This is a genomic window from Corynebacterium sp. ACRPQ (assembly GCF_022347225.1).
Taxonomy (GTDB): Bacteria; Actinomycetota; Actinomycetes; order Mycobacteriales; family Mycobacteriaceae; genus Corynebacterium; species Corynebacterium tuberculostearicum_D.
Genome location: NZ_JAKRNF010000007.1, coordinates 23464 through 44222, shown reverse-complemented (window position 1 = coordinate 44222; position 20759 = coordinate 23464). Strand labels below are relative to the sequence as shown.

21 protein-coding genes are annotated in these 20759 nt (G+C 63.4%); 6 read left to right on the top strand and 15 right to left on the bottom strand.

The genetic code is table 11. The annotated features are described in order from the left end of the window. Positions 1-4 precede the first annotated feature (4 nt). The 12 genes from MHY24_RS05755 to tilS are packed head-to-tail and all read right to left on the bottom strand — an operon-like array spanning position 5 to position 9937. On the bottom strand, positions 5-625 hold the full coding sequence (locus MHY24_RS05755) for a GNAT family N-acetyltransferase (protein WP_239228665.1): 621 nt from the start codon (positions 623-625) through the stop codon (positions 5-7). After that, positions 625-1515 carry a pantoate--beta-alanine ligase gene (locus MHY24_RS05750; protein WP_239228664.1) on the bottom strand — a complete coding sequence of 297 codons (891 nt, stop codon included), beginning with the start codon at positions 1513-1515 and terminating at the stop codon, positions 625-627. The genes MHY24_RS05755 and MHY24_RS05750 overlap by 1 nt, the downstream gene beginning before the upstream one ends. Further along, complete coding sequence (locus MHY24_RS05745) at positions 1512-2186, bottom strand: hypothetical protein (RefSeq protein WP_239228663.1); 675 nt, start codon at positions 2184-2186, stop codon at positions 1512-1514. The genes MHY24_RS05750 and MHY24_RS05745 overlap by 4 nt, the downstream gene beginning before the upstream one ends. Further along, complete coding sequence (locus MHY24_RS05740; protein WP_239228662.1) at positions 2187-3224, bottom strand: cytochrome P450; 1038 nt, start codon at positions 3222-3224, stop codon at positions 2187-2189. 5 nt (positions 3225-3229) lie between these two features. Then, positions 3230-3703, bottom strand: coding sequence for a DUF3180 domain-containing protein (locus MHY24_RS05735; protein ID WP_239228661.1), 474 nt, complete (start codon positions 3701-3703; stop codon positions 3230-3232). Continuing rightward, positions 3700-4185: a 2-amino-4-hydroxy-6-hydroxymethyldihydropteridine diphosphokinase gene (gene folK, locus MHY24_RS05730; protein WP_239228660.1), complete on the bottom strand. Its 486-nt coding sequence runs from the start codon at positions 4183-4185 to the stop codon at positions 3700-3702. The genes MHY24_RS05735 and folK overlap by 4 nt, the downstream gene beginning before the upstream one ends. Then, positions 4185-4565, bottom strand: coding sequence for a dihydroneopterin aldolase (folB, locus tag MHY24_RS05725; RefSeq protein ID WP_239228659.1), 381 nt, complete (start codon positions 4563-4565; stop codon positions 4185-4187). The genes folK and folB overlap by 1 nt, the downstream gene beginning before the upstream one ends. A 3-nt stretch (positions 4566-4568) precedes the next feature. Next, positions 4569-5531, bottom strand: coding sequence for a dihydropteroate synthase (folP, locus tag MHY24_RS05720; RefSeq protein ID WP_239228658.1), 963 nt, complete (start codon positions 5529-5531; stop codon positions 4569-4571). 36 nt (positions 5532-5567) lie between these two features. Beyond that, a complete protein-coding gene (gene folE, locus MHY24_RS05715) occupies positions 5568-6161 on the bottom strand; it encodes a GTP cyclohydrolase I FolE (protein ID WP_204610941.1) in 594 nt (197 codons plus the stop codon). Then, positions 6161-8509, bottom strand: coding sequence for an ATP-dependent zinc metalloprotease FtsH (ftsH, locus tag MHY24_RS05710; protein ID WP_239228657.1), 2349 nt, complete (start codon positions 8507-8509; stop codon positions 6161-6163). Before ftsH ends, folE begins: the two co-directional genes overlap by 1 nt. A gap of 12 nt (positions 8510-8521) precedes the next feature. Continuing rightward, on the bottom strand, positions 8522-9109 hold the full coding sequence (gene hpt / locus MHY24_RS05705; RefSeq protein ID WP_049360233.1) for a hypoxanthine phosphoribosyltransferase: 588 nt from the start codon (positions 9107-9109) through the stop codon (positions 8522-8524). A gap of 12 nt (positions 9110-9121) precedes the next feature. After that, a complete protein-coding gene (gene tilS, locus MHY24_RS05700; protein ID WP_239228706.1) occupies positions 9122-9937 on the bottom strand; it encodes a tRNA lysidine(34) synthetase TilS in 816 nt (271 codons plus the stop codon). On the opposite strand from tilS, the gene MHY24_RS12155 reads away from it, so the two are divergent. Next, positions 9884-10024, top strand: a complete 141-nt coding sequence (locus MHY24_RS12155; protein WP_239228708.1) for a hypothetical protein — start codon at positions 9884-9886, stop codon at positions 10022-10024. The genes tilS and MHY24_RS12155 overlap by 54 nt on opposite strands. 34 nt (positions 10025-10058) lie before the next feature. Here MHY24_RS12155 and dacB read toward each other — a convergent pair whose 3' ends face one another. Further along, positions 10059-11345 (bottom strand): D-alanyl-D-alanine carboxypeptidase/D-alanyl-D-alanine-endopeptidase, encoded by a 1287-nt coding sequence (dacB, locus tag MHY24_RS05690; protein WP_239228656.1) that lies wholly within the window; start codon positions 11343-11345, stop codon positions 10059-10061. Positions 11346-11427: 82 nt separating this feature from the next. On the opposite strand from dacB, the gene MHY24_RS05685 reads away from it, so the two are divergent. The 5 genes from MHY24_RS05685 (at position 11428) to MHY24_RS05665 (ending at position 17747) form a co-directional block, all read left to right on the top strand. Then, positions 11428-11901 (top strand): inorganic diphosphatase, encoded by a 474-nt coding sequence (locus MHY24_RS05685; protein WP_086588261.1) that lies wholly within the window; start codon positions 11428-11430, stop codon positions 11899-11901. 254 nt (positions 11902-12155) lie between these two features. Further along, positions 12156-12977, top strand: a complete 822-nt coding sequence (locus tag MHY24_RS05680) for an endonuclease domain-containing protein (protein ID WP_239228655.1) — start codon at positions 12156-12158, stop codon at positions 12975-12977. A 53-nt stretch (positions 12978-13030) separates the two neighbouring features. Then, positions 13031-13327, top strand: a complete 297-nt coding sequence (locus MHY24_RS05675) for a rhodanese-like domain-containing protein (RefSeq protein ID WP_239228654.1) — start codon at positions 13031-13033, stop codon at positions 13325-13327. Positions 13328-13364: 37 nt separating this feature from the next. Further along, positions 13365-13823, top strand: a complete 459-nt coding sequence (locus tag MHY24_RS05670; protein WP_239228653.1) for a MarR family winged helix-turn-helix transcriptional regulator — start codon at positions 13365-13367, stop codon at positions 13821-13823. Beyond that, positions 13824-17747, top strand: coding sequence for a Pls/PosA family non-ribosomal peptide synthetase (locus MHY24_RS05665; RefSeq protein ID WP_239228652.1), 3924 nt, complete (start codon positions 13824-13826; stop codon positions 17745-17747). It begins immediately after the preceding gene. A gap of 22 nt (positions 17748-17769) precedes the next feature. On the opposite strand, the gene MHY24_RS05660 is transcribed toward MHY24_RS05665, so the two are convergent. Both MHY24_RS05660 and MHY24_RS05655 read right to left on the bottom strand, forming a co-directional pair. Further along, positions 17770-19416: a metallophosphoesterase gene (locus tag MHY24_RS05660; RefSeq protein ID WP_239228651.1), complete on the bottom strand. Its 1647-nt coding sequence runs from the start codon at positions 19414-19416 to the stop codon at positions 17770-17772. A 105-nt stretch (positions 19417-19521) separates the two neighbouring features. Beyond that, entirely contained in the window at positions 19522-20670 is a 1149-nt protein-coding gene (locus MHY24_RS05655; protein ID WP_239228650.1) for an alpha/beta hydrolase, read from the bottom strand. Between the last annotated feature and the right edge of the window lie 89 nt (positions 20671-20759).

Here is a 20759-nt window from a genome sequence, read left to right as displayed (position 1 = left end):
CACGCTATGACTGCGGCGTGCCAAGGCGGCGCACATAGAGCATGCACTCCAAGTCGCGGTCCTCGTTGACCGCGATGGTGCGCTCGCCCACCTGAGTGAAACCGCGGCTGTCATAGAACTGATAAGTGCAGCCGTCATCGGTAAACAAGTAGACATTCTTTCCCTCGTGACGGGCTTCGAAGGCCTCGAGCAGCGCCGTGCCCACGCCGCTCACGCCGGAATTGGGATCCGCGACGAGGAAGCCGATTTCGCCATCAATGGGGTGCTTACCCAAGTACTTGAGCAGCATGTCCTGATTGGCGGCATCGTAATCATCGCGGTGCCCGCCCGGGCGCAGGTTATTAAAGATTTCCACCGCATGAACAAACGCCTTGCGCCACCACGGATATGGCAGCGCGGGCTTGCCCTTCATGGAGGCCAACAGCACGCCGAGGAAGCGGTCGCCATCGTAGGCGGCCAAGATATCGGTGGCCTTGGCGCGCTCTAAATCCCAAAAATAGCGGCCATAGGCGCGCTCGAAGCGGGGATTTTTCACAAACCAGTGCAGATGCATGCCTTCAATGGCAAAGGAAATGGCCTGGGGTTCATCGCGCGGGTCTAAGTCGCGGATCTGGATATCGGTCATTAGTCCTCCGATGGCTGCTGGGAAGCGGTACCCTGCGCGCGCTGTTGCTCGCGCTCGAGCTCGGCCTTAGCTTCGTACTCTTCAATGTTATTAAAGCCGATGCCCAGCGGCAGGCCCACATTATCGATGAGGCGGACGCCGCCGATGGTCGCGGCGACAAGCAAGCGTGCGTCACCTTCCTCGGGAGGGGTGCCGAGGTCGCGGCCGCGCACCTCGAGGTAGTCCGGCTCAACGCCCGCTGCGCGTAGGACTTCCGCGGCAACCTCGCGAACCTTCTCCGCACCGGCTTCGGCGGCATGTGCGCCGGCGGTCAGCGCGGCGGATAGGGCCGCGGCTTGGTCACGGGATTCGGCCGGGACGTTGGTATTGCGCAAGCTCATCACCACGCCATCGGGCATGCGTACGGCGGGCACGCCCTGCACGCGGACACCCAGGTGGAAATCTTGAACCGCGTGGTGGATGGCGAGGAGGAGCTCGTAGTCCTTTTCACCGAGGAGGACGTCGGTAGGCGAAAGCGTCAGGATGAGCGCAAGGTAGAGCGAGAGATCTTCGCTGAGGTCCGGCTCGAGGGCGGTTGCGGCGTCGGCCGGAGCCACGGCGATGCGGCGGCCGTGCGGCCACAAGGTTTCTGGCGAGTAATCCCACACGATGTCGACGCCCTCGGCGCGCAGGAGTTCAAGGTCCTCCTCGTGCGGGGACTGCAGGGCCACGACGGTAACCGCGCCGCGAATGTGCTTGGCCGCACGCACCAACGCGATATGGCCGGCGTGCACGCCGGTAGTCAGGGGCACGAAGGCCACCGGGCGGCCAGTCTTATGAAAGGCGCTGCCGACCATACGGATGCGCTCAATCTCGCTGATAACAGTGGCGTTTCCCAGCTCTAGGCTCATCGGCTCTCCTCTTGTAGGGCCCACATTTCCAGCTCCTCGCGGCCGTCTACCTCGCCTAGGCGGCGGGCAACCTCCACGTAGCTGCGGCGCAGGCCGGGGTCGGTGGCGCCGCGATAGGCGGCGATGATTTCTTCGGTGTCCATGTCCTCACCCGCCAGTGGTGGCTCTTCTGAGGGCGAGAGGAAATGAGCATCAACTGCAGCAGAGATATGCAAGCGCCGCAGCATTTCGGCGTAGTAGGCGCGGGCAGCGAAGGGGGCACGTTCGGCGTCGGAAAGCGCTACGGTTTCTGCGCGAAACTCGGCGATATTAAGTTCCACCACAGTCTCGCCCAGCTCATCCAGGGTGGTCACCGCCCAGCGCATAGGTGCAAATGGGGCGAGTGCCGCAACGACACACCCGCGGGTTTCTAGCGGATCGAGCACTTGGACACCGCGCGAAAGGCAGGTGTGGAACACGATAAGCCCGCGGTGGACGTGGGGTTCAAGAAGTTCCACGGTAGCTTCTAAACGGGTATCGCCCACGGCGATGATGAGGGCCTCAAAAGAGGCAAGCTCGGCTGGGTCCGAGAGCATCTGCACCTCATGGCCGGCGCGTTCCATGGCATTGGCCAAGGTAAACCCGGCCAGGCTCCGGCCAAAAAGGGCTACCCGCATGCGTGGCGGGCGCATTTATTTATCCTTCTTATTCTTCGCCTGGGCCAGCAGCTCGGCCACGGAGACCGCGCCCTCGCGCTTATCGTCGCTGCGGCGGCGGCCGCGAGAATCGGGCTCATCGGCGGCCGCGCGGTGATGCGCGCGGCCCGCCTTCTGGCGCACCGGCTCGGACTTTTCTGGGGCTACATGCTGGCCGGAGCCCGGGTACTCAGCACGCTCATCGCGCTGTGGTGCCGGCTGCTGCGGGATGTCCTGGGTCTCGTCATTGGCCGTGGTGGCAGCCTCTGGCTTGCGGTGGCTGCCATGGTGCTCGCTGGCCGTGGACGTGCGGGTATTCTTCAGGGAATCATCGCCGCCGGTATCCCAGCGCACGGCCTGGAAGCCACCGGTATCAAAGGTGGAGGCACCAGAAGGCTTGCCGGAGGTACGCTGCGCGCGTGTCTTTTCACTAATGATGTCATTGAGCGGGTTTGACTCGGTATGCGCAGCGGATGGCTGATTGCCCAGGCGGCCGGCGATGGCATCGGCGGACGGGGCGCCGGAAGAGGACTGGGTGAAGTCCACACTTCCCTCCTCGGCACCGGGGCGGGCGGCGGCCGCGGTCTGGGCCTCTAGCTGCATGATGCGGCGAGCCTCGGCGTGCAGTGCGGCCGGCTCATAGGTGAAGTCGTGGCCGGAGAGGTCTTCAATCTGCTTGCGGATGGAGGCAAGCTCGGTGCGGATCTCATCCAGCAGTTCCTGATCCGGCAGCGGTTGGCCATCGGCTGTGCGGGCCTGCTTGAGCTCGGCGCGGTGAGCGCGCTCCTGCAGCTCCAGCTTGGTTACGGACTCCTCGGCCTGGCGGCGATAGCGCATGACCAAGAAGAAGCCGAGCACGGCGGCCCACAGGGCAGCAATGAGGGCGATCTTGAGCGCGGCGGCAGAGCCGGAAATCAGCATGACGATGCTGGCCACCACGGCCAGCACCACGAGGACGATAAGGCCGATCTGGCCCAAGTCCGGCTTGGTCGTCTTGGCGGAAGTATTGCTAGAAGAAGAGCGCAGCTCAGTCATGCTCACTAATGTACCGCTTGAACCCCATCTGGTGGGGGCGGGGTCTCACAGTGTCGCTCCAGACGCAGGCCAGCAGCAGACATCGCGAGTCCACCGAGCGCGGAGGCAATGACCCCTACGAGGTCATCGGAAGCTGCCGCGAGCGTGCCGGCATTGGGGATGACGTAGACGGCAATGCCGGCATAGATGCCGCCCACGATGGCGCCCGTCCACGCCGAAGCCTTGCCCACCAACATGAACTGCGTGATGGTCATGGGGTTGAGCTGCGAATTATCCAGACCAATACCATGCTCGTCCTCGGTGGCTTGGTCCACCTTCCAGGTCAGCACCAGGCAGATAACGGCCATGAGCCACAGCGTGGCCGAGACCGTTACCGGGATTTGCAGCATGGAGCCATAAAAGCGCGTGGTGAGGATGGCCGCGGCGGCGGCAAAGAAGACCCCGGTGCCGATGAGGGCACCCAGCGGGGTCCGTGTCATAGCTCCTCCATCATGCCAAGCCGGCGAATCTCGGCGCGCTCTTTCGGGTCGAGTGCTGCTACCCGCTTGGCGACGCCCTCCCCACTCAACCTAGCACCACCATCGGCCGCCAACCACGGAATCAGTACGAAGGCGCGCTCGTGGGCATAAGGATGCGGGACGATAAGCTCTGGGTCGTCGGAGGTATAACCTTCAATATCGACGATATCCACGTCCAGTGTGCGCGGGCCCCAGTGGCGCACGCGCACCCGATCGGCGGCCTCTTCCAACTTCTGTCCGCGGCGTAGGAGTTCCTTCGGTGACTCGTCGACGTCCACGATAAGCACGGCGTTGAGGAATTCGTCCTGGTCCGTAACGCCCCACGGCGGGGTGGCATAGACGGGCGAGGCGGCGACGATCTCGCCGGCGAACTCATCAAATACCGTGTGCAGAAGCCCCACGCGGTCATCCAAATTGGATCCGATGGACAGCACCGCACGCATTAGAGAGTCCTTGCGTGCTTGCGGGAGCGGCGGGCGACCACGGCGACGTCGGCAAAAGTGCGCGGAATCGGCGCCTGCGGCTTGTGCAGGGTGACCTCCACGGCATGCAGACCCTCGAAGGTGTCCATGATGGTATCGGCCACCTCGGTGGCGACGGTCTCGATGAGGTCGCGGGCGGGGCCTTCGATGATTTTCGCGGCGACGTCGGCAAGCTCGGCGTAATTGATGGTCTTGGTCAGATCATCGGTGGCGGCGGCCTCGGCGAACTCGGACCAGCAGGTGATATCCACGATGAAAGGCTGGCCCGTACGCTTTTCTTCTTCGAAGACGCCGTGGTAGCCAAAGCATTCTAGGCCGGTGAGCTCGATGCGGTCTGCCATGTTTTACTCCTCAGGGTTGCGCGGTAGGGCGGTGGATTTCATGGTTCCATTGCCATCAGCGCCATTGCTATAGCTGCCGCTGGCATTGGCCCCGCCCTTGTAGCCATCGCCGGCGTTCCAAGCCGCGGCCACATCGACGGCGTCGCGGGAGACGGCGACCTCGTGCACGCGCACGCCCCACGCGCCCATCTGGGCGGAAATGGCGGTCACGGCCGCAGTCGCGGGATCGGCCAGCAGCGGGCTGGATTCCACGCCACGGTCCTCACGGATGGCGGCGAGGAAGCGCTTGCGCGAGGCTCCCACCAGCATGGGGAATTCGGCGTCGAGGAACTCCGGCAGGGCCTTGAGCAGCGCCCAGTTATCCTGTGGGGTCTTAGCAAAGCCCAGGCCCGGATCGAGCACGATATTATCGCGGCGCACACCGGCCGCCAGCGCATTATTCGCCAGGCGCTCGAGGGTCTCATGCACATCGCGTACCACATCGCCGCCGTGGTCGGCGCTACCGGCCGCGGAACCAAAGGCACCTTCCTGCAGCGTGCGCCAGTGCATCAGACACACGGGCACGCCGGCCTCAGCCATCGCGCGATACATCTCCGGATCGGCCAGGCCACCGGAAACGTCATTAATCATGTCCACACCGGCCGCTGCCGCCGCGCAGGCCACCGAGGCGCGCATCGTATCCACGGAAGTGCGGATGCCCAGCTCGCTCAGCGCCTTAATGACGGGAACCACGCGGCGCTTTTCGACGTCCGCCTCCACCCGCACCGCACCCGGCCGGGTGGACTCACCGCCGACGTCAATCATGTCCGCGCCCTGCGCCACGAGTTCGCGGGCGTGGTTGATGGCAGCATCGACGTCCAACCACTTACCGCCATCGGAGAAGGAATCCTCCGTGACGTTGACGATGCCCATCACCAGCGTGCGGTTGGCGATGCTCAGATCCGATACCGAGGTTGCCTGCTGCATGGCGTGCTCCTTCTCGCTTTCGTGGTAACCGGGGGTTTAGCTGCGAATCAGGCTGAGCACCTCGGCGCGGGAGGCGGCATTATTTTTGAAGCCGCCGCGCACCGCGGAGGTGGTCGTCGTCGCACCCGGCTTGCGAATGCCGCGCATGGCCATGCACAAGTGCTCGCACTCAATGACCACGATGACGGACTGCGCACCGAGGACCTCCACCAAGGCGTCCGCTACCTGCTGGGTGAGGCGCTCTTGGACCTGGGGGCGCTTAGCGTACATATCCGCCAGGCGGGCGAGCTTGCTCAAACCGGTAACGTGGCCGTCTTTGCCCGGGATGTAGCCAATATGCGCCACGCCGTAAAACGGCACCAAGTGGTGCTCGCAGGTGGAATAAATGGGGATATCGCGCACCAGAACCAGTTCTTGGTGGTCCTCGGCGAAGGTCTTGTGCAGGACCTCGGTTGGGTCCTCGTGCAGTCCGGCGAAGACCTCGCGGTAAGCGCGGGCCACGCGGGCCGGGGTTTCGCGCAAGCCCTCGCGGTCAGGGTCCTCGCCTACCGCGAGGAGCAGCTCACGCACCGCTGCCTCCGCTCGGTCTTGGTCAAAGGCGGCGCGAGCGGGAATGTGATTATCAGACATTAGTTATCTTCTTGCTTGTCGTCCTCGCGCGCATAGGGGTTCTTGCGGCGATCCTTTTCGTCCCAGCCAGGGGTAAACCACTGGCTGGTCTCGGCATCGGCATTCGCGCCGGCATCCGGCTTGTGGTGCTTTCCACCACCGGTAGCGGGGCGTGCGGCCGGACGGGCCGCAGGCTCGGAAGACTCAGCAGACTGGCCGTCGCGGGACTGCTGGGTCGGCTGGGCCGGCGTAGAGTCCGCGGATTCCTTAGCGGGGCCGCTGCCCAGTTCGCGGGCGGTGTCCGGGTCTACGTAATCGCCTGCGTGCTGACCAAAGTTGAAGCCCACCTCACCCTTCGGTTCTTCGCCCGCGAGGCGGCGCTCGCGGGCGGCACGGGAGGCGTCGAGAAGCGTCATGCGCTTTGGCAGCTCCTCGCCGCGCTCCTTCGCCAGCTCGACCGGGGTCTTCACTGGGGCGTAGCCAATCTGGCGCGGGAAGCGGTCGTCTTCACCTGGGAAGACGTCGAAGGCCTCACGCGGCTCGATGCCGTCGAAGATGCGCTCCAGGTCAGGGCGGCGCAGGGTTTCCTTCTCCAGCAGGGCCTCGGCCAGCTTATCCAGGTAGTAACGGTTATTGCGCAGAATGTCATAGGCCTGCTCGTGCGCGCGCTCGAGCAGGTAGCGCATCTGCTCATCAATCTTGGAGGCAACCTCATCGGAGTAATCGATGGAGCCGCCGCCACCCATCTGGCTGAAGGGATCGCCCTGTTCCTTGCCGTACTTTACGGTGCCCAGGTCTGGGGAGAAGCCGTACTCGGTGAGCATGGAACGAGCGATCTTGGTGGCGTTTTCAATATCGGAAGACGCACCGGTGGTCGGCGCACCGAAGACCAGCTCTTCGGCCGCGCGGCCGCCCATGGCAAAAACCAAACGGGAGAAAAGCTCGTCGCGGGTGTACATGCCCTTGTCGTCTTCCTGGGAGGTCATGGCGTGGCCGCCGGTGCGGCCGCGGGCCAGGATGGTGACCTTGTACACGCGCTCAATATCCTTGAGCGCCCACGCAGAAAGCGTGTGTCCGCCCTCGTGGTAAGCGGTGACCTTCTTCTCGTGCTCGGAGATGATCTTGCCCTGGCGGCGCGGGCCGCCCACGACGCGGTCGGTGGCCTCTTCCAAGGCGTCATAGGTAATGACGTTGCCGCCGATGCGGGCGGTAAGCAGGGCGGCCTCGTTCAGCACATTGGCCAGGTCCGCGCCGGACATGCCGGCGGTGCGCTTGGCCAGCTGCGCTACGTCAACCTCTTCTGCCAGCGGCTTATTCTTTGCATGCACGCGCAGGATCTGCTCGCGGCCGGCCAAGTCCGGGTTGGTGACCGGAATCTGGCGGTCGAAGCGGCCCGGGCGCAGCAGCGCCGGATCCAGGATGTCCGGGCGGTTGGTGGCGGCGATGAGGATTACGCCTTCGCGGTCACCAAAGCCATCCATTTCTACCAGGAGCTGGTTGAGGGTCTGCTCGCGCTCATCGTGGCCGCCGCCGGTACCGGAACCGCGCTGGCGGCCCACGGCGTCGATCTCGTCCACGAAGATAATGCAGGGGCTATTTTCCTTCGCCTGCTTGAACAGGTCGCGCACGCGGGAGGCACCCACACCAACGAACATCTCCACAAAGTCAGAACCGGAGATGGAATAAAACGGCACGCCGGCCTCGCCAGCCACGGCGCGGGCAAGCAAGGTCTTACCGGTACCCGGAGGGCCATAAAGCAGCACGCCGCGCGGGATCTTGGCGCCTAGGTCGTGGTAGCGGGTGGGGTCATCCAGGAAGTCCTTGATCTCCTGCAGCTCGTCCACGGCCTCGTCCGCGCCGGCCACGTCCTCGAAGGTATTGGTCGGCATATCCTTGGTCAGTTCCTTGGCCTTGGAACCACCGATGCCAAACATGCCACCAGCGCCCTGCTGCATGCGGGACATGAGCCAGAAGAGCACACCGAAGAGGATGATCATCGGCAGCAGCATGCTGAGCATGGAGCCCAAGAAGGATTCCTGCGTGACGTTGGTCTGGTACTTCTCGGCACCGGAATCCTTGACGGCGTTAAAGACCTGCTCGGAGGCGCGGGCCGGGTACTTGGCCACGATCTCCTGCACGCCGTCGCGCTCATCTACCGTGATTTCGTCCTTGAGCTTGATGCGCAGGCGCTGCTCGCGGTCATCGATTTCCACCTCATCGACGTTTTTGTCCTTGAGCTGGGTCAGCGCAACGGAGGTATCCGCTTGCACGTAGCCGCGGGCGTCGTTGCTAAAGAAGGTAAAAGCGTACAGCGCGATAAGGATGAGGGCCGCAATCCCGCCGTAGCGAAGAATCTTGTTGTTTTTCATTACTGCGCGATTTTAGTTGGTGGTATAGACATCGGGATGGAGGGTGCCCACGTAAGGCAGATCGCGGTAGCGTTCCGCGTAGTCCAGCCCGTAGCCGATGACGAATTCATTCGGGATATCAAATCCCACATCCAGCAGGTCAATATCGGCCTTGACTACTTCGGGCTTGCGCAGCAGGGTGACCACATTCAGCGAAGCAGGGTTGCGGCCTTCCAGGTTGCGGATAAGCCACGACAGGGTGAGACCGGAATCGATGATGTCTTCCACGATGAGCACGTTGCGCCCGGCAATATCGCGGTCCAAATCCTTCAAAATGCGCACCACGCCGGAAGAGGAGGTGGAGGTGCCGTAGGAGGATACGGCCATAAACTCCAGCTCGGAGGGGATAGATAGCTTGCGCGCAAAGTCCGTGAGGAAGAATGCGGCGCCCTTGAGCACGCAGACCAACAGCAGGTCCTGCTCAGAGTCGGCATACTTTTCCGAGACCATATCCGCGAGTTCTTGGACGCGGTTTTGCAGTTCCTCTTCTCCAATGAGGATTGCTTCTACATCGTCACCGTAGCGGTTTGCGGGAACGGCGAAGTCTTTCTTGTCGTGCACGTGTGCGCTCCTTTAATGACCAGACAATAGTGCCAGTTTGCCACCTATACGGGCTACTTCCAACCTCTGCCCCACCTGCCGCGCCGATCGCACGGCCACCGGGCCTTGCCCGTGCCAGTGGGTGCACAGCTTGCCGACGTCCCCCACTCCCCTCCTTGTTACCTCTACCCCCTCGCTGACCAGCCACGCCGCGATCGCCCGCCGGCGCCGCGGTTCCGCCATCGCCGCCAGCTCGGCGCAGTCGGTGGTGGGTGGGGTGCGCAGGGCGGCGTCGTCAAGCGCGGCGTCGCCTGCGGCTTGCGCCAGCGCTGGCACCGCGTCCCCTCCGATGATGCGGCTCAACTGCGGAATGACCTCGCGGCGCAGCGCTACGCGGCGGAAATTCGTGTCCGCGTTCTGCGGATCCTGCCACGCCGAAAAGCCCAGCTCCGCGCAGGCGCCCTCGGTATCGGCCCGGCGCACGCCCAACAGAGGCCGCACCACGCGGGCGCCTTCGACCTCGCTGCGCTCGCTCATGCCAGTCACCCGCCCACGCAGCGCGCCGAGCAGCAGCGTTTCCGCCTGGTCATCGGCCGTATGCGCCACGGCCACCTCGAAACCTTCGCCCGCGCACGCGGCGGCCAGTGCCCGATACCGCGCCGCCCGCGCGGCCGCCTCCATCGACTTCTGGCCCGTTGTACCGGCCTCAACGTCCAGCACTCGCGCCCGCGCACCTAGCTTTCGCGCCTGTTCGGCCGCGCGCTCGGCCTGCGCCCGCGATCCATCCTGCAACCCGTGGTCCACACACAGCGCGAGCACGTCGTGTCCCTCCGCCACGAGCGCGGCCATAAGCGCCAGCGAGTCCGCGCCTCCGGAGAGCCCCACGGCCACCGCGTGGTCGAGGCCAGCGGCGCGCACGCCGCGTCGACACGCTAGAAAGTGCGGCGAAACCCGCGGCCAAAAGGGCTTTTTAGAACTCATGCAGTGCAGAAGCCAATGCGTCTTGAGCCTTGCGGGCGGCCAAGATATCGCCGTCATTCACAAGGAAGGCAAAAGCATACACGCGCCCGGAATTGCCCTGCGCAGTGCCGACCAAGGCCGAGACCCCAGTCAGCGTGCCAGTCTTGGCGCGCACATAGCCCTTGGCCGCGGAATCCCCGTAGCGCTCGTACAAGGTGCCATCGCCGCCGGCTACTGGGAGGTAGGAGACCAGCGGGCGCAGGCGCGGATCCTTAACCGAGCCATTAATGAGCTGCGTCAACAGCCCGGCGGTGAGCCGATTATCCACCGAGAGCCCGGAATTGTCCTTAATATCGACGCCCTCGACGTCGAAGCCCTCTTCTCGCAGGACATCCAGCGTGGCTTGCGTAGCACCTTCAAAGCTCGCCTCCTTGCCACGGGACTTCGCCAGCTCACGCGCAATGGCCTCGGCCATGACGTTATCCGAGTGGCGCACCATCTCCCGGGCGCGGTCCGACAGCTGCGGCGAATCCACGCTCGCCACCTCCTGCGCATTCTCTGCGACGGCCCCCATCCCCACTTTGCCTGCACCAAGGCGTTCGCCCAGCTGCTTAGCGACGTCCAAAGCAGGCTCATGACTCCTCGGCACATCCCCCGTCGTCGCGCCCAAGCGACCGCCGTAGAGCATGGCTGGTTCCATCGGTGCGACGAAGCCGCCGTCCACGTTCTCCGGATCCCACCCTGGGGCCTGCGCCTCGCCGGACCACACGGAGGTATCGATGTAGACGCCTTCGACCTGCTCGACGTTCTTCGAAATCTGCTCGGCCAATTCATCGAGCTGTTCGTGCGTCATCCACACATCACCCGCGGCCTTGATGACCACGTTCTTTTCGTTCGACCCGCGGTAAACCTTGGTGGTGACCTTCTCATTCTCATCCAGCGCCAACGTAGCCGCCGCGGTGGTGAGCACCTTCGTAGACGAAGCCGGGGTGAGCCGCTTATCCGCGTCGCGCTGCCACACCACGTCACCGGTTTCGGTATCGATGACCTCGCCGCCAAAGGTGGCGAGGTCCTTATTCTTAGCGAGCTCATCCAGCTTCGCACCGAGAGCATCCAGGTCCGCCTCACCCGGTTCCGCAACACGCAAGGGCTCCTCTGGAGCCTCCACCGCCTGGGCCTGACCGTGCGAGAGATCGCCGTATTCGCGCTGGAGGGTAACGCCCAGCGCAGCCGTACCTCCGACCGCTGCTGCTACCACGAGCGCGGTCACTGACCACCAAACATGCTTTGCTTTCATTGCCACTAACACTAGCGCGAATCCGCAACGCGCTAGACTATGGGCAGTAATTGATACCCAATCCCCCATGGAGGACATCGCTGTGAGCGTTGAAGTAACCATTGAAATCCCGAAGGGCTCCCGCAACAAGTACGAGGTTGACCACGAGTCCGGCAAGGTCTACCTCGACCGTTACCTGTTCACCCCGATGGCTTACCCAGCTGACTACGGCTTCATCGACCACACCCTGGGCGAGGACGGCGACCCGCTAGACGCCCTGGTCATCCTGCCGGAACCGGTCTTCCCGGGCGTAGTCGTTGAGGCCCGCATCGTCGGCGTCTTCAAGATGACCGACGAGGCCGGCGGCGACGACAAGCTGCTCGCCGTCATCGATGACCCGCGCTGGGAGCGCTACCAGGACATCGATGATGTGGAGCAGCACATCAAGGACGAAATCGAGCACTTCTTCGTCCACTACAAGGACCTGGAGCCGAACAAGGAAGTCACTGGCTCCGGCTGGGGCGACAAGGCCGAGGCAGAGAAGATCCTCGACGAGGCTAAGGCCCGCTTCAAGTAAGCCTTCTTGACTCGGGCTCCGCGGGCCTGAGCCTGCGGGCTCCCCTTAGGGCGTTTCGATCAAATAGCACTGCGAAAGCGGCTGTTTTCAAAGCCGTATTTGATCGAAACGCCCCCCTTTTGTCTTTTTCACACCCGCAAGGCCCTCCCCGCGACACAATCCCGTCCCCGCAGTACAATTCGATCACATAGTAGGCCGAAACCACCGGCCTCGGGGGCCTTAAATGATCGAAATGAACGCCTAGGGGTGAGCGCATGAAAATCTTCACAACGCGCACGGCCGCACGCCGCGCTAGCAACGAACAAGCCGTAAAACTCTGCCACGGTCTCTACACCGACAGGGAGCCCTCGCCGCGTGAACTCGCGGAAATTGTCTCCCAGCGCTGGCCCGATTCGGCGCTCGATGGCTACTCCTGCGCCCATCACTACCTCGGCCACGCCTTAACCTTCCCGCTCCATTTCCTACGCGCGGGAACGATGGCCTCCAGCCCTTACTTCCGCAGCCGCCGCGCTCGGCCGAAGGCGCTCGGCCAACTCAATGGAATTAACGTGTGCAATCCGCTGCAGGCCACAGAAATCATGGCGGAGGAAGACGCCGTCTCCTTCCTCGAGGCCTGCTTTGCCGGCCAGTACGGCGCCTCCCAGATGGAGGGCCACATGCTTGATTTTCAGCGCTTCCCGCAGCACACCCGGCGCATCCTGGAAAACACCATCCTCGGCGCTGATAGCGTCCCCGAGCGCAACCTCACCCGCGCGCTTCGGCCCCATGTCACCGTCTACAACAACAGATACATTGGACCTTACCGCTGGGATTTACTCTTGGAGGAGCACAAACTGGCCATCGAGGTCGACGGCTACGCCTACCACCAGGGCGAGAACCGGCAGCGGTTTGAAATTGACCGCCAGAAGCTTAACGACGCCGTCCAAAGAGGCTACAAACCCCTCCACTTCACCGCCGCCACAATCGAGCACCACCTCGACATAGCTGTTGGCCAAGTCCTCGCGATAGTCCACGGTAAAGGCGACACTGTGCAGCCACCGTGGCAGTGGCACCACTACTGGCGGTTCCAGCGCTAGCGCTGGAACCCGCGGAGCAGCATAAGGCCCTCTGCGTGACTAGGGTATGAGGCATGAAAAACGTTCAACCAACTGAAGTACCAGAAGACGCTCAGCTCATTGATGTCCGCGAGAATGATGAGTGGGCAGTGGAGCGCGCAAAGGGCGCAACCCATATCCCAATGAGCGAGATTACGGGTCGCATCCAGGAAATCGATCCGGACAAGGATATCTACGTCATTTGCCACGCGGGCGGCCGCAGCATGCAGGTATGCCAGTATTTAGAGCATGCGCTGGGCTGGGACACCATCAATGTGGAGGGCGGCACGGATAGTTGGAAGGCTTCCGGACTTCCCATCGAAACGGATTAATTGGCCTTAACCAATCTTTTGGGATTATGATGATGGTATGTCTTCCACGAATAATTCTGTAATCCCAACGACCCTGCTCGAATCCCCGTCGTTCCAGTTGGAGCGCCTCCGCCGCCGCACCCGCGATGGTGTCGAGGCCGCCCTGCAGACTAAGCAGACGACGCTGCGCGAGTACTGGGTCCTGACCTGCCTAGTGGACGCGGATGCTGCGTCGCAGTCCTATCTGTCCGAGACCCTGGCCATTGATGCCTCTGACATGGTGCGTCTTATCGACGCCCTCGAGGACCGCGGCTGGGCCAAGCGCGAGCGAGACCCGAAGGATCGCCGCCGCCAGATCGTCGCGTCCACCAAGAAGGGCGCAAAGGTCCACAAGGACTTGGCGGAGCTTGTCGCCACCGCCGAGGACGAGGCTCTGGATGAGTCCACCAATAAGCAGCTCAAGCACCTGCGTAAGTTGGCCAAGTCCATCATTGCCGCGGACGAAGAAGAGGCGTAAATGGCAGGACCCGAATCACGTGTCCCGCAACAGTACCTTTTAGGTAGCGCGGCACCGCGGCCGCGCACGCTGTGGGACATCATCACAGCCACCGCGGAAATGTACCCAGACGCCGCCGCGCTTGACGACGGCGAGATCATCACCTACTCCGAGCTCATTCACGAGGTCGAGCTGTGGGCCACCGAGCTGCACGCCAATGGCGTGCGCCGGGGCGATCGGATCGGCATCCGGATGACCTCCGGCAAGCGCGAGCTCTACCTCGCCATTTTGGCGACCCTGGCGGCGGGCGCGGCCTACGTGCCTGTCGACGCCGATGACCCAGACGAGCGCGCCGAGATGGTCTTCGGCGAGGCCGATATCGATGGCGTCTTTACTGATGAAGGCTTCCGCTTCCTGCGCGACTCCGCGCGCCCGGACGCCCCCGACACCTCCGCCGAGGAGCCGGCCGAGAACCCCAATGCCCCGCGCCCAGAAGACACCGCGTGGATCATCTTCACCTCCGGTTCTACCGGCAAGCCGAAAGGCGTGGCCGTGAGCCACCGTTCCGCGGCTGCCTTCGTGGATGCCGAGGCCAGCCTCTTTTTGGTCAATCACCCGCACGGGCCGCTCGGCCCGGAGGATCGTGTGCTCGCCGGGCTGTCCGTCGCCTTCGATGCCTCCTGCGAGGAAATGTGGCTGGCCTGGGGTCACGGCGGATGCTTGGTCCCGGCACCGCGCTCCCTGGTGCGTTCCGGCATGGACTTAGGTCCGTGGCTCATCCGCCGCGATATCACCGTCGTGTCTACCGTGCCTACCCTGGCGGGCCTGTGGCCGGCCGAGGCGCTGGATAATATCCGCTTGCTCATCGTCGGCGGCGAGGCCTGCTCGCAGGAGCTGGTGGACCGCTTGGCCACCGAGGACCGCGAAATGTGGAATACCTACGGACCCACCGAGGCCACCGTCGTCGCCTGCGCGCAGCAGATGTTGCCGGGCCGGCCGGTGTCCATCGGGCTGCCTCTGAATGGGTGGGATTTAGTGGTCGTCGATAAGCAGGGCATGCCTGTGGAAATGGGCGGCGTCGGCGAGCTAGTGATCGGCGGCGTGGGGCTGGCGTCCTACCTGGATCCGGCCAAGGACGCGGAAAAGTACGCACCGCTGGAGTCTATGGGCTGGCAGCGCGCTTATCGCACCGGTGACCACGTGCGCTTGGAGGAAGACGGACTGTACTTCGTCGGCCGCGTGGATGACCAGGTGAAGATTGGTGGGCGCCGCATCGAGCTCGGCGAGGTCGAAGCCAATGTCGCGGCCCTGGATAATGTCTATAACTCGGCCGTGGCCGTGCAAAAGACCCCGGGCGGCGAATCCGTCCTAGTAGGTTATGTCTCCCTCGAGGATGAGGCCAAGGGCTTCGATCACGAGGCCGCGCACGCTCGCCTGGCCGATACCATGCCGGCCGCGCTCGTCCCGCGCATCTGTGTGATGGAAGAGCTGCCGGTGCGCACCTCCGGCAAGGTGGATAAGAAGGCCCTTCCGTGGCCGCTGCCGGGAGTGGGCGTGGAATCGACCACGCTGACCGAGACCGAGAAGTGGCTCGCGGAGCTGTGGGTCGAAACCCTCGGCGTGTCCGTGGAAGACGAGAACGCCGACTTTTTCTCGCTCGGCGGCACCTCGTTGGCGGCCGCGACCCTCGTGGGCCATATCAGGGAGCGCTACCCCACCGTGGCCGTGCGCGACCTCTACGACCACCCGCGCTTGGGCTCGCTGGCCGAGCTCATTGCGGGAGCCGAACCGCGCCCCGCGGCTGCCGACGTCCCCATGCGCGAGGTCACCAAGGTCGGCTTCGGCACCCGCCTCGCCCAGACCCTGATTCAGATTCCCGTCATGACGCTGGCCGCCTCCAGCTGGCTGGCCTGGCTCATGCTGGGTTCCACCGTGGCGGCATCGCTGGGCTTTGAGTGGGCCGCGGCCTATCCGTGGTGGCTGGTCATCGTCATGCTCATCGTCTTTGTCACCCCCGTCGGCCGCATCCCCATTGGCGGCTACGGTGCGCGTCTTATTACGGCCGGAATTAAGCCGGGCGATTACCCGCGCGGCGGTTCGACGCACCTGCGCATCTGGGCGGCCGAGCGCTGGGCTAATGCTTCCGGCGCGAGCTCCCTGGCCGGTGCCACGCGCGTAAATAACTACGCCCGCGCGCTCGGCGTCAAGGTCAAGCGCGGCGTGGACCTGCACTCCCTGCCGCCGGTGACCGGTCTGCTCACCTTGGGCAAGCACGCCGCCATCGAGCCCGAAGTGGACCTCTCCGGTTACTGGCTGGACGGCGATATCCTGCATGTGGGCGCCATCGACGTCAAGGAAGGTGCCCGCGTGGGTGCGCGCTCCACGCTGCTGCCTGGCACCGTGGTGGGCAAGTATGCCCACGTGGAGGCAGGCTCCACCGTCACCGGCCGCAAGAAGATCAAGGACGGACAGCGTTGGTCCGGCTCGCCTGCCCAGAAGGTGGGTCGCTCCAAGCACCGCTTCCCGTCCCATACGCCCAAGCGCCGGCCGTGGTGGGTGGCAATCTATGACGCCACCTCCGTCCTGCTGGCCATCCAGCCGGTTGTAGCGCTGGCGGTAGGCGCGGCCATCGTCTTGGCCCTCGTGCATTCCACCGGCGGCGATAGCTTCGTCGGCGCGATCTTCTTCGCACCCGTCGGCGCGCTGGCGGCCTTTGCCACCTATATGCTGCAGACTTGGCTGGGCGTGCACATCCTCTCGCTGGGCATTAGCCCGGGCGTAGCACCCGTGCGCTCGGCCACGGGCTGGCGCCTGTGGGCCATCGAGCGCCTCATGGACGAGGCCCGCACCAAGCTCTTCCCGCTCTATGCCTCCCAGCTGACCCCAGCGTGGCTGCGCTCGCTCGGCGCGGAGATTGGCGCCAACGTGGAAATCTCCACCGCGGTCATGATCCCCAAGCTTACCGAGGTCAAAGAGGGCGCCTTCCTGGCCGATGACACCATGATCGGCGGCTACGAGCTCGGCGGCGGCTGGATGCGCACCGGCGAGACCAAGGTGGGCAAGCGCTCCTTCGTGGGCAACTCCGGCATCACCGCACCCGGCCGCAAGCTATCCAAGAACTCGCTGGTTGCCGTGCTTTCTTCTACCCCGAAGAAGACAAAGGCCGGCGCCAACTGGTGGGGTGCACCGCCAGAGCGCATGCGCCGCGTGACCGTAGAGGTGGACTCCCCCGCCAACTCGGGCGAGGCGCTGACCTATAACCCGGGCTTTGCCGTCAAGGCCGCCCGCGGTGTGGTGGAAACCATGCGCCTTTTGGCACCGATGTATTCTGCCATGCTGCTCGCGGCAACCCTTAGCGTCTACGACTCGCTTCTCGACGCCCTCGGCTTCCCCCTCACCTGGCTCCTTTCCGGCCTCGTGCTCATGGGCATGGGTGCGGTGGCCATGGCCGTCACCGTCGCGGTGAAGTGGATCTGCGTGGGCAAGCACCGCGCGGCCGACCACCCGTTGTGGTCCGCTTTTGTCTGGCTCAACGAGCTGCAGGATACCTTCGTGGAGGTCGTCGCCGCGCCGTGGTTCTTCCAGCACACCTACGGCTCCGGCGAAATCAACCTGGGGCTGCGCGCCCTCGGCGTGGAGATCGGCCGCGGCGCGTGGATCGATTCCTACTGGTTCCCGGAAACGGATCTCATCCGCATCGGTGAGGCCGCCACCGTGGGCCCTGGCACCGTGGTGCAAACCCACCTCTTCCAAGACCGCGTGATGAGCCTAGATACCGTCACCATCCAGGACGGCTCCACGCTGGCCGCCCACTCGGTGGCGCTGCCGGCCTCGCTCATCGGCACGGCGTCCACCGTGGGCCCCGGCTCGCTGGTCATGCGCGGCGACCGCGTGCCCACCAACGCCGTATGGCAGGGCAACCCCATCGAGCCGTGGGAGCGATAGGTCGCCGGCCACAATCTGCGCGCTACCGCGCGAAGTCCTGATACTTAATCATCTCGCCGGACTTAAAGTCCCAGGCCTCCACCCGGACGCGGTCAGCAAAGACCTTGACCCGCAGTCCGGTGGAGGCCTCTTCCTTTTCCTTGACGATTGTCTCGTCATTATCGCCATCCGGCAGGTACTCATTGAGGATGGCGCCGGTGTTGACCACCGGGAAACCGGTGCGGCCGGCCTCGCCGGTGCCGTCGTAGCGGCGGGTTCCCCACCAGTTATTTTGGTGCAGCGAGGAATGGCTGTGGCTGCTAAACCACACGATGTTGTTGTACTTATTGACCACATTGGAAAGCGCCTCGAGGTCCTCAAAGTCATTCTGGTACCACGCCGAATGGGACATCGAAACCGTCTGCGGCAGCAACGGATGGCTAAAGACTAGGGCCGGTGTACCCTTAGCATCCCAATAAGCTAGGCGCTCATCTAGCCAATCGAGCTGCTCCTTGCTAAGGCGCTGGAACGGCTCCTTGCCGTGGCGCAGGATATCGGAATAGAACTCGGTATTCACCGAAATCAGTGGCACCCCATCCACCACCTCTTCCTTCCACGGCTTGTCCTGGCCGGAGTACTTCAGGAAGCGATCCAGGTAGGTCTTAGAGCCTTCCTTGCCATACATTTCGTGGTTGCCGATGGTCCACAATTCCTTGCCCGAATCGTGCGGCACCTCACTGTGCGCGGCCAAGAAATCATCCCACTGCTGCTGCGAGCCATCGTCCACGAGGTCGCCGTTGAGCACCAGAGCCCCGGCCTTGTCCTCCATACCGTTCAACTGGCGGACCGCGTCTTTGTAGTCTTGGGGGTCGCCCTGGACGTCGGAAAGCACGTCCACGGTAGCCTGCGGCGAGCCTTGAAGCTCACCGAGCGGCTTGACGACGCCCACGTTGTCCACCGCCCACCACCAGTCATCATTGCCGTTGTTGTAGCTGAAGCTAACCTGCATATTCTTCGCGCCGGCCGGCACGTCCACGCCAATGGACTCGTGCTTGGAGAAGACATCCTTATCAAAGACGGCGATTTTCTGGGCCTCCCCACCATCGAAGGAGACCGTCACCGTGGCATTCTGCTCGTCCTTGCCCTGGCGGTAATGGTGGTCGAATTCCACATTCACTCGCTCCTGCCCCGCCACCGGGATGGCCGGGCTCTTTAGACCCGCGGTCATGGAATCGCCTTCGGCGAGGCGCTGCTGCTTGTTGTCAATGATGGCGAAAGTGTCATGCGCCTGGGTGAAGTAGTGGCGCATATCGGTACCCGATGCCCAGGTCCAGTGGCGCATATCGCCAAAGGTCCAGCCCTTCCAGCGGGCCTCGCCCGAGTCCACGCCCTGCACGTCGGTCTTCCACCCCTCCGGCGCGCGGTGGGTAAACCACGCCGGGGTATCCACCTCATCGAAGCTTTCCTGCCACAGCACCCGCGACTCAGCGGCTTCCTCCGGCTGCGCCTCGTCCCCAGCGGAGGAACCCTCGGACGAGCCCTGGGAAGACCCCCAGGAAGAGCCCAACGATGACCCCAAAGAAGAACCGAAGGAGGAGCCCGGAAGCGAGGACTGGGCCGCCGCAATGGGCGCGCCCACCATTCCGGTGAGCGCCAGGACAGATGAGAAAGCACAGAGTTTATTTTTCATAATTCAATTTCTATCCGGCCTGGGCAACGAGGCGGTTACATATACGTAAACTCTTGGCAAGCACTGCATGCCTGCCAAGAGTTCTCGCTTTGAGGTCCACGTATTTTAGGCGTGGCGGTCGAGCCAGTCCACGACGGTATCGAGGGCCTGATCGGCAGCCGGCTCATTGAAGACCTCGTGCTTCTGGCCTTCCCAAGTCACATACTCCACATCTTCGGAAGAGATGGAGTTGTACCAATCCTGGGAGAAGTACGGCGGCACGATGCCGTCCTTGGTGCCGTGCATGATGAGCGTCGGGGCGGTGAAGAGATCCGCATTGACGGCGTCATAATTCGCGATTGCCGCCAACTGCAGGGCGGTACCGGCGCTGGTCTTCTGCGCGATGAGCGGGCTCGAAGCATACTCGTCCTTCACCGCATGGCTAGTGGAGATACCATCCGTTAATGGATTAGACAGCTGAATCTCCTTGCTCCACTCCGGCGATTGTGCGCCGATTTCGGTGCGGTGCGGAATCAAGTTCTGCGCATAGTGCGCATTAAAGCTGGTGAGCTGGGCTAGCGGCAAGCGCTCAAAGATGGTGGGATCCAGCTTCTTCTGGGTCTCAGAAATATCATCCGGGGTGATATTCTTTCCGGCCACATTCCTGCCCGAAAGGTTCAGCGGCGCCCCGCCACCGTTGGTGATGATGCCATCAACCTTGCCCGGCTCGCGGATGCCATAGGCCTCCACGGTCAGCGAGCCCATCGAGTGGCCCAGCAGGAAGGTCTTTACTCCCTGATTTTCTTCCTTGGCCATGTCCACCACATGGTCGAAATCATCCAGGATGTACTGGAAGTTATCGATGTGCCCCAGTGGCACGCTGCCGCCCGCGGACTTTCCGTGCCCGCGGTGGTCTACACGGTAGACGTTGTAGCCCGCATCCAGCAGGCGCTTGGCGACGTAATCATATCGCCCCGAGTGTTCAGAGACACCGTGCGCAAGAACCACCGCACCGCGTGGGTTGGCCACCTTCTGCTTGCGGTAGTAGATCTTCACGCCCTGGCCGTGAGCGCTGTCGAAGTAGCCTTCCTCATCGGATACCTGCTTCTCCGAGAAAGTTGGGCGCCCCAATACATCTGGTTTCTGGTCTGCCGCGGGCGCAGGCGCCGGGGCTTCCTGGGCGATTGCCCCTGCCGTGAGCGTGCCAGATACCGCAACTGGTGCCGCCAGTACTGCTGCCGCCGTCAGGCAGGCGGTTACGTGCTTCTTCATCATCACTGTCCCCTCGTGGTGTTGTAGGTCACATCTTGAGTTAGATGAGATTGAGATAACAGCAATGCTAAATATTTTGAGACGGAGACCAC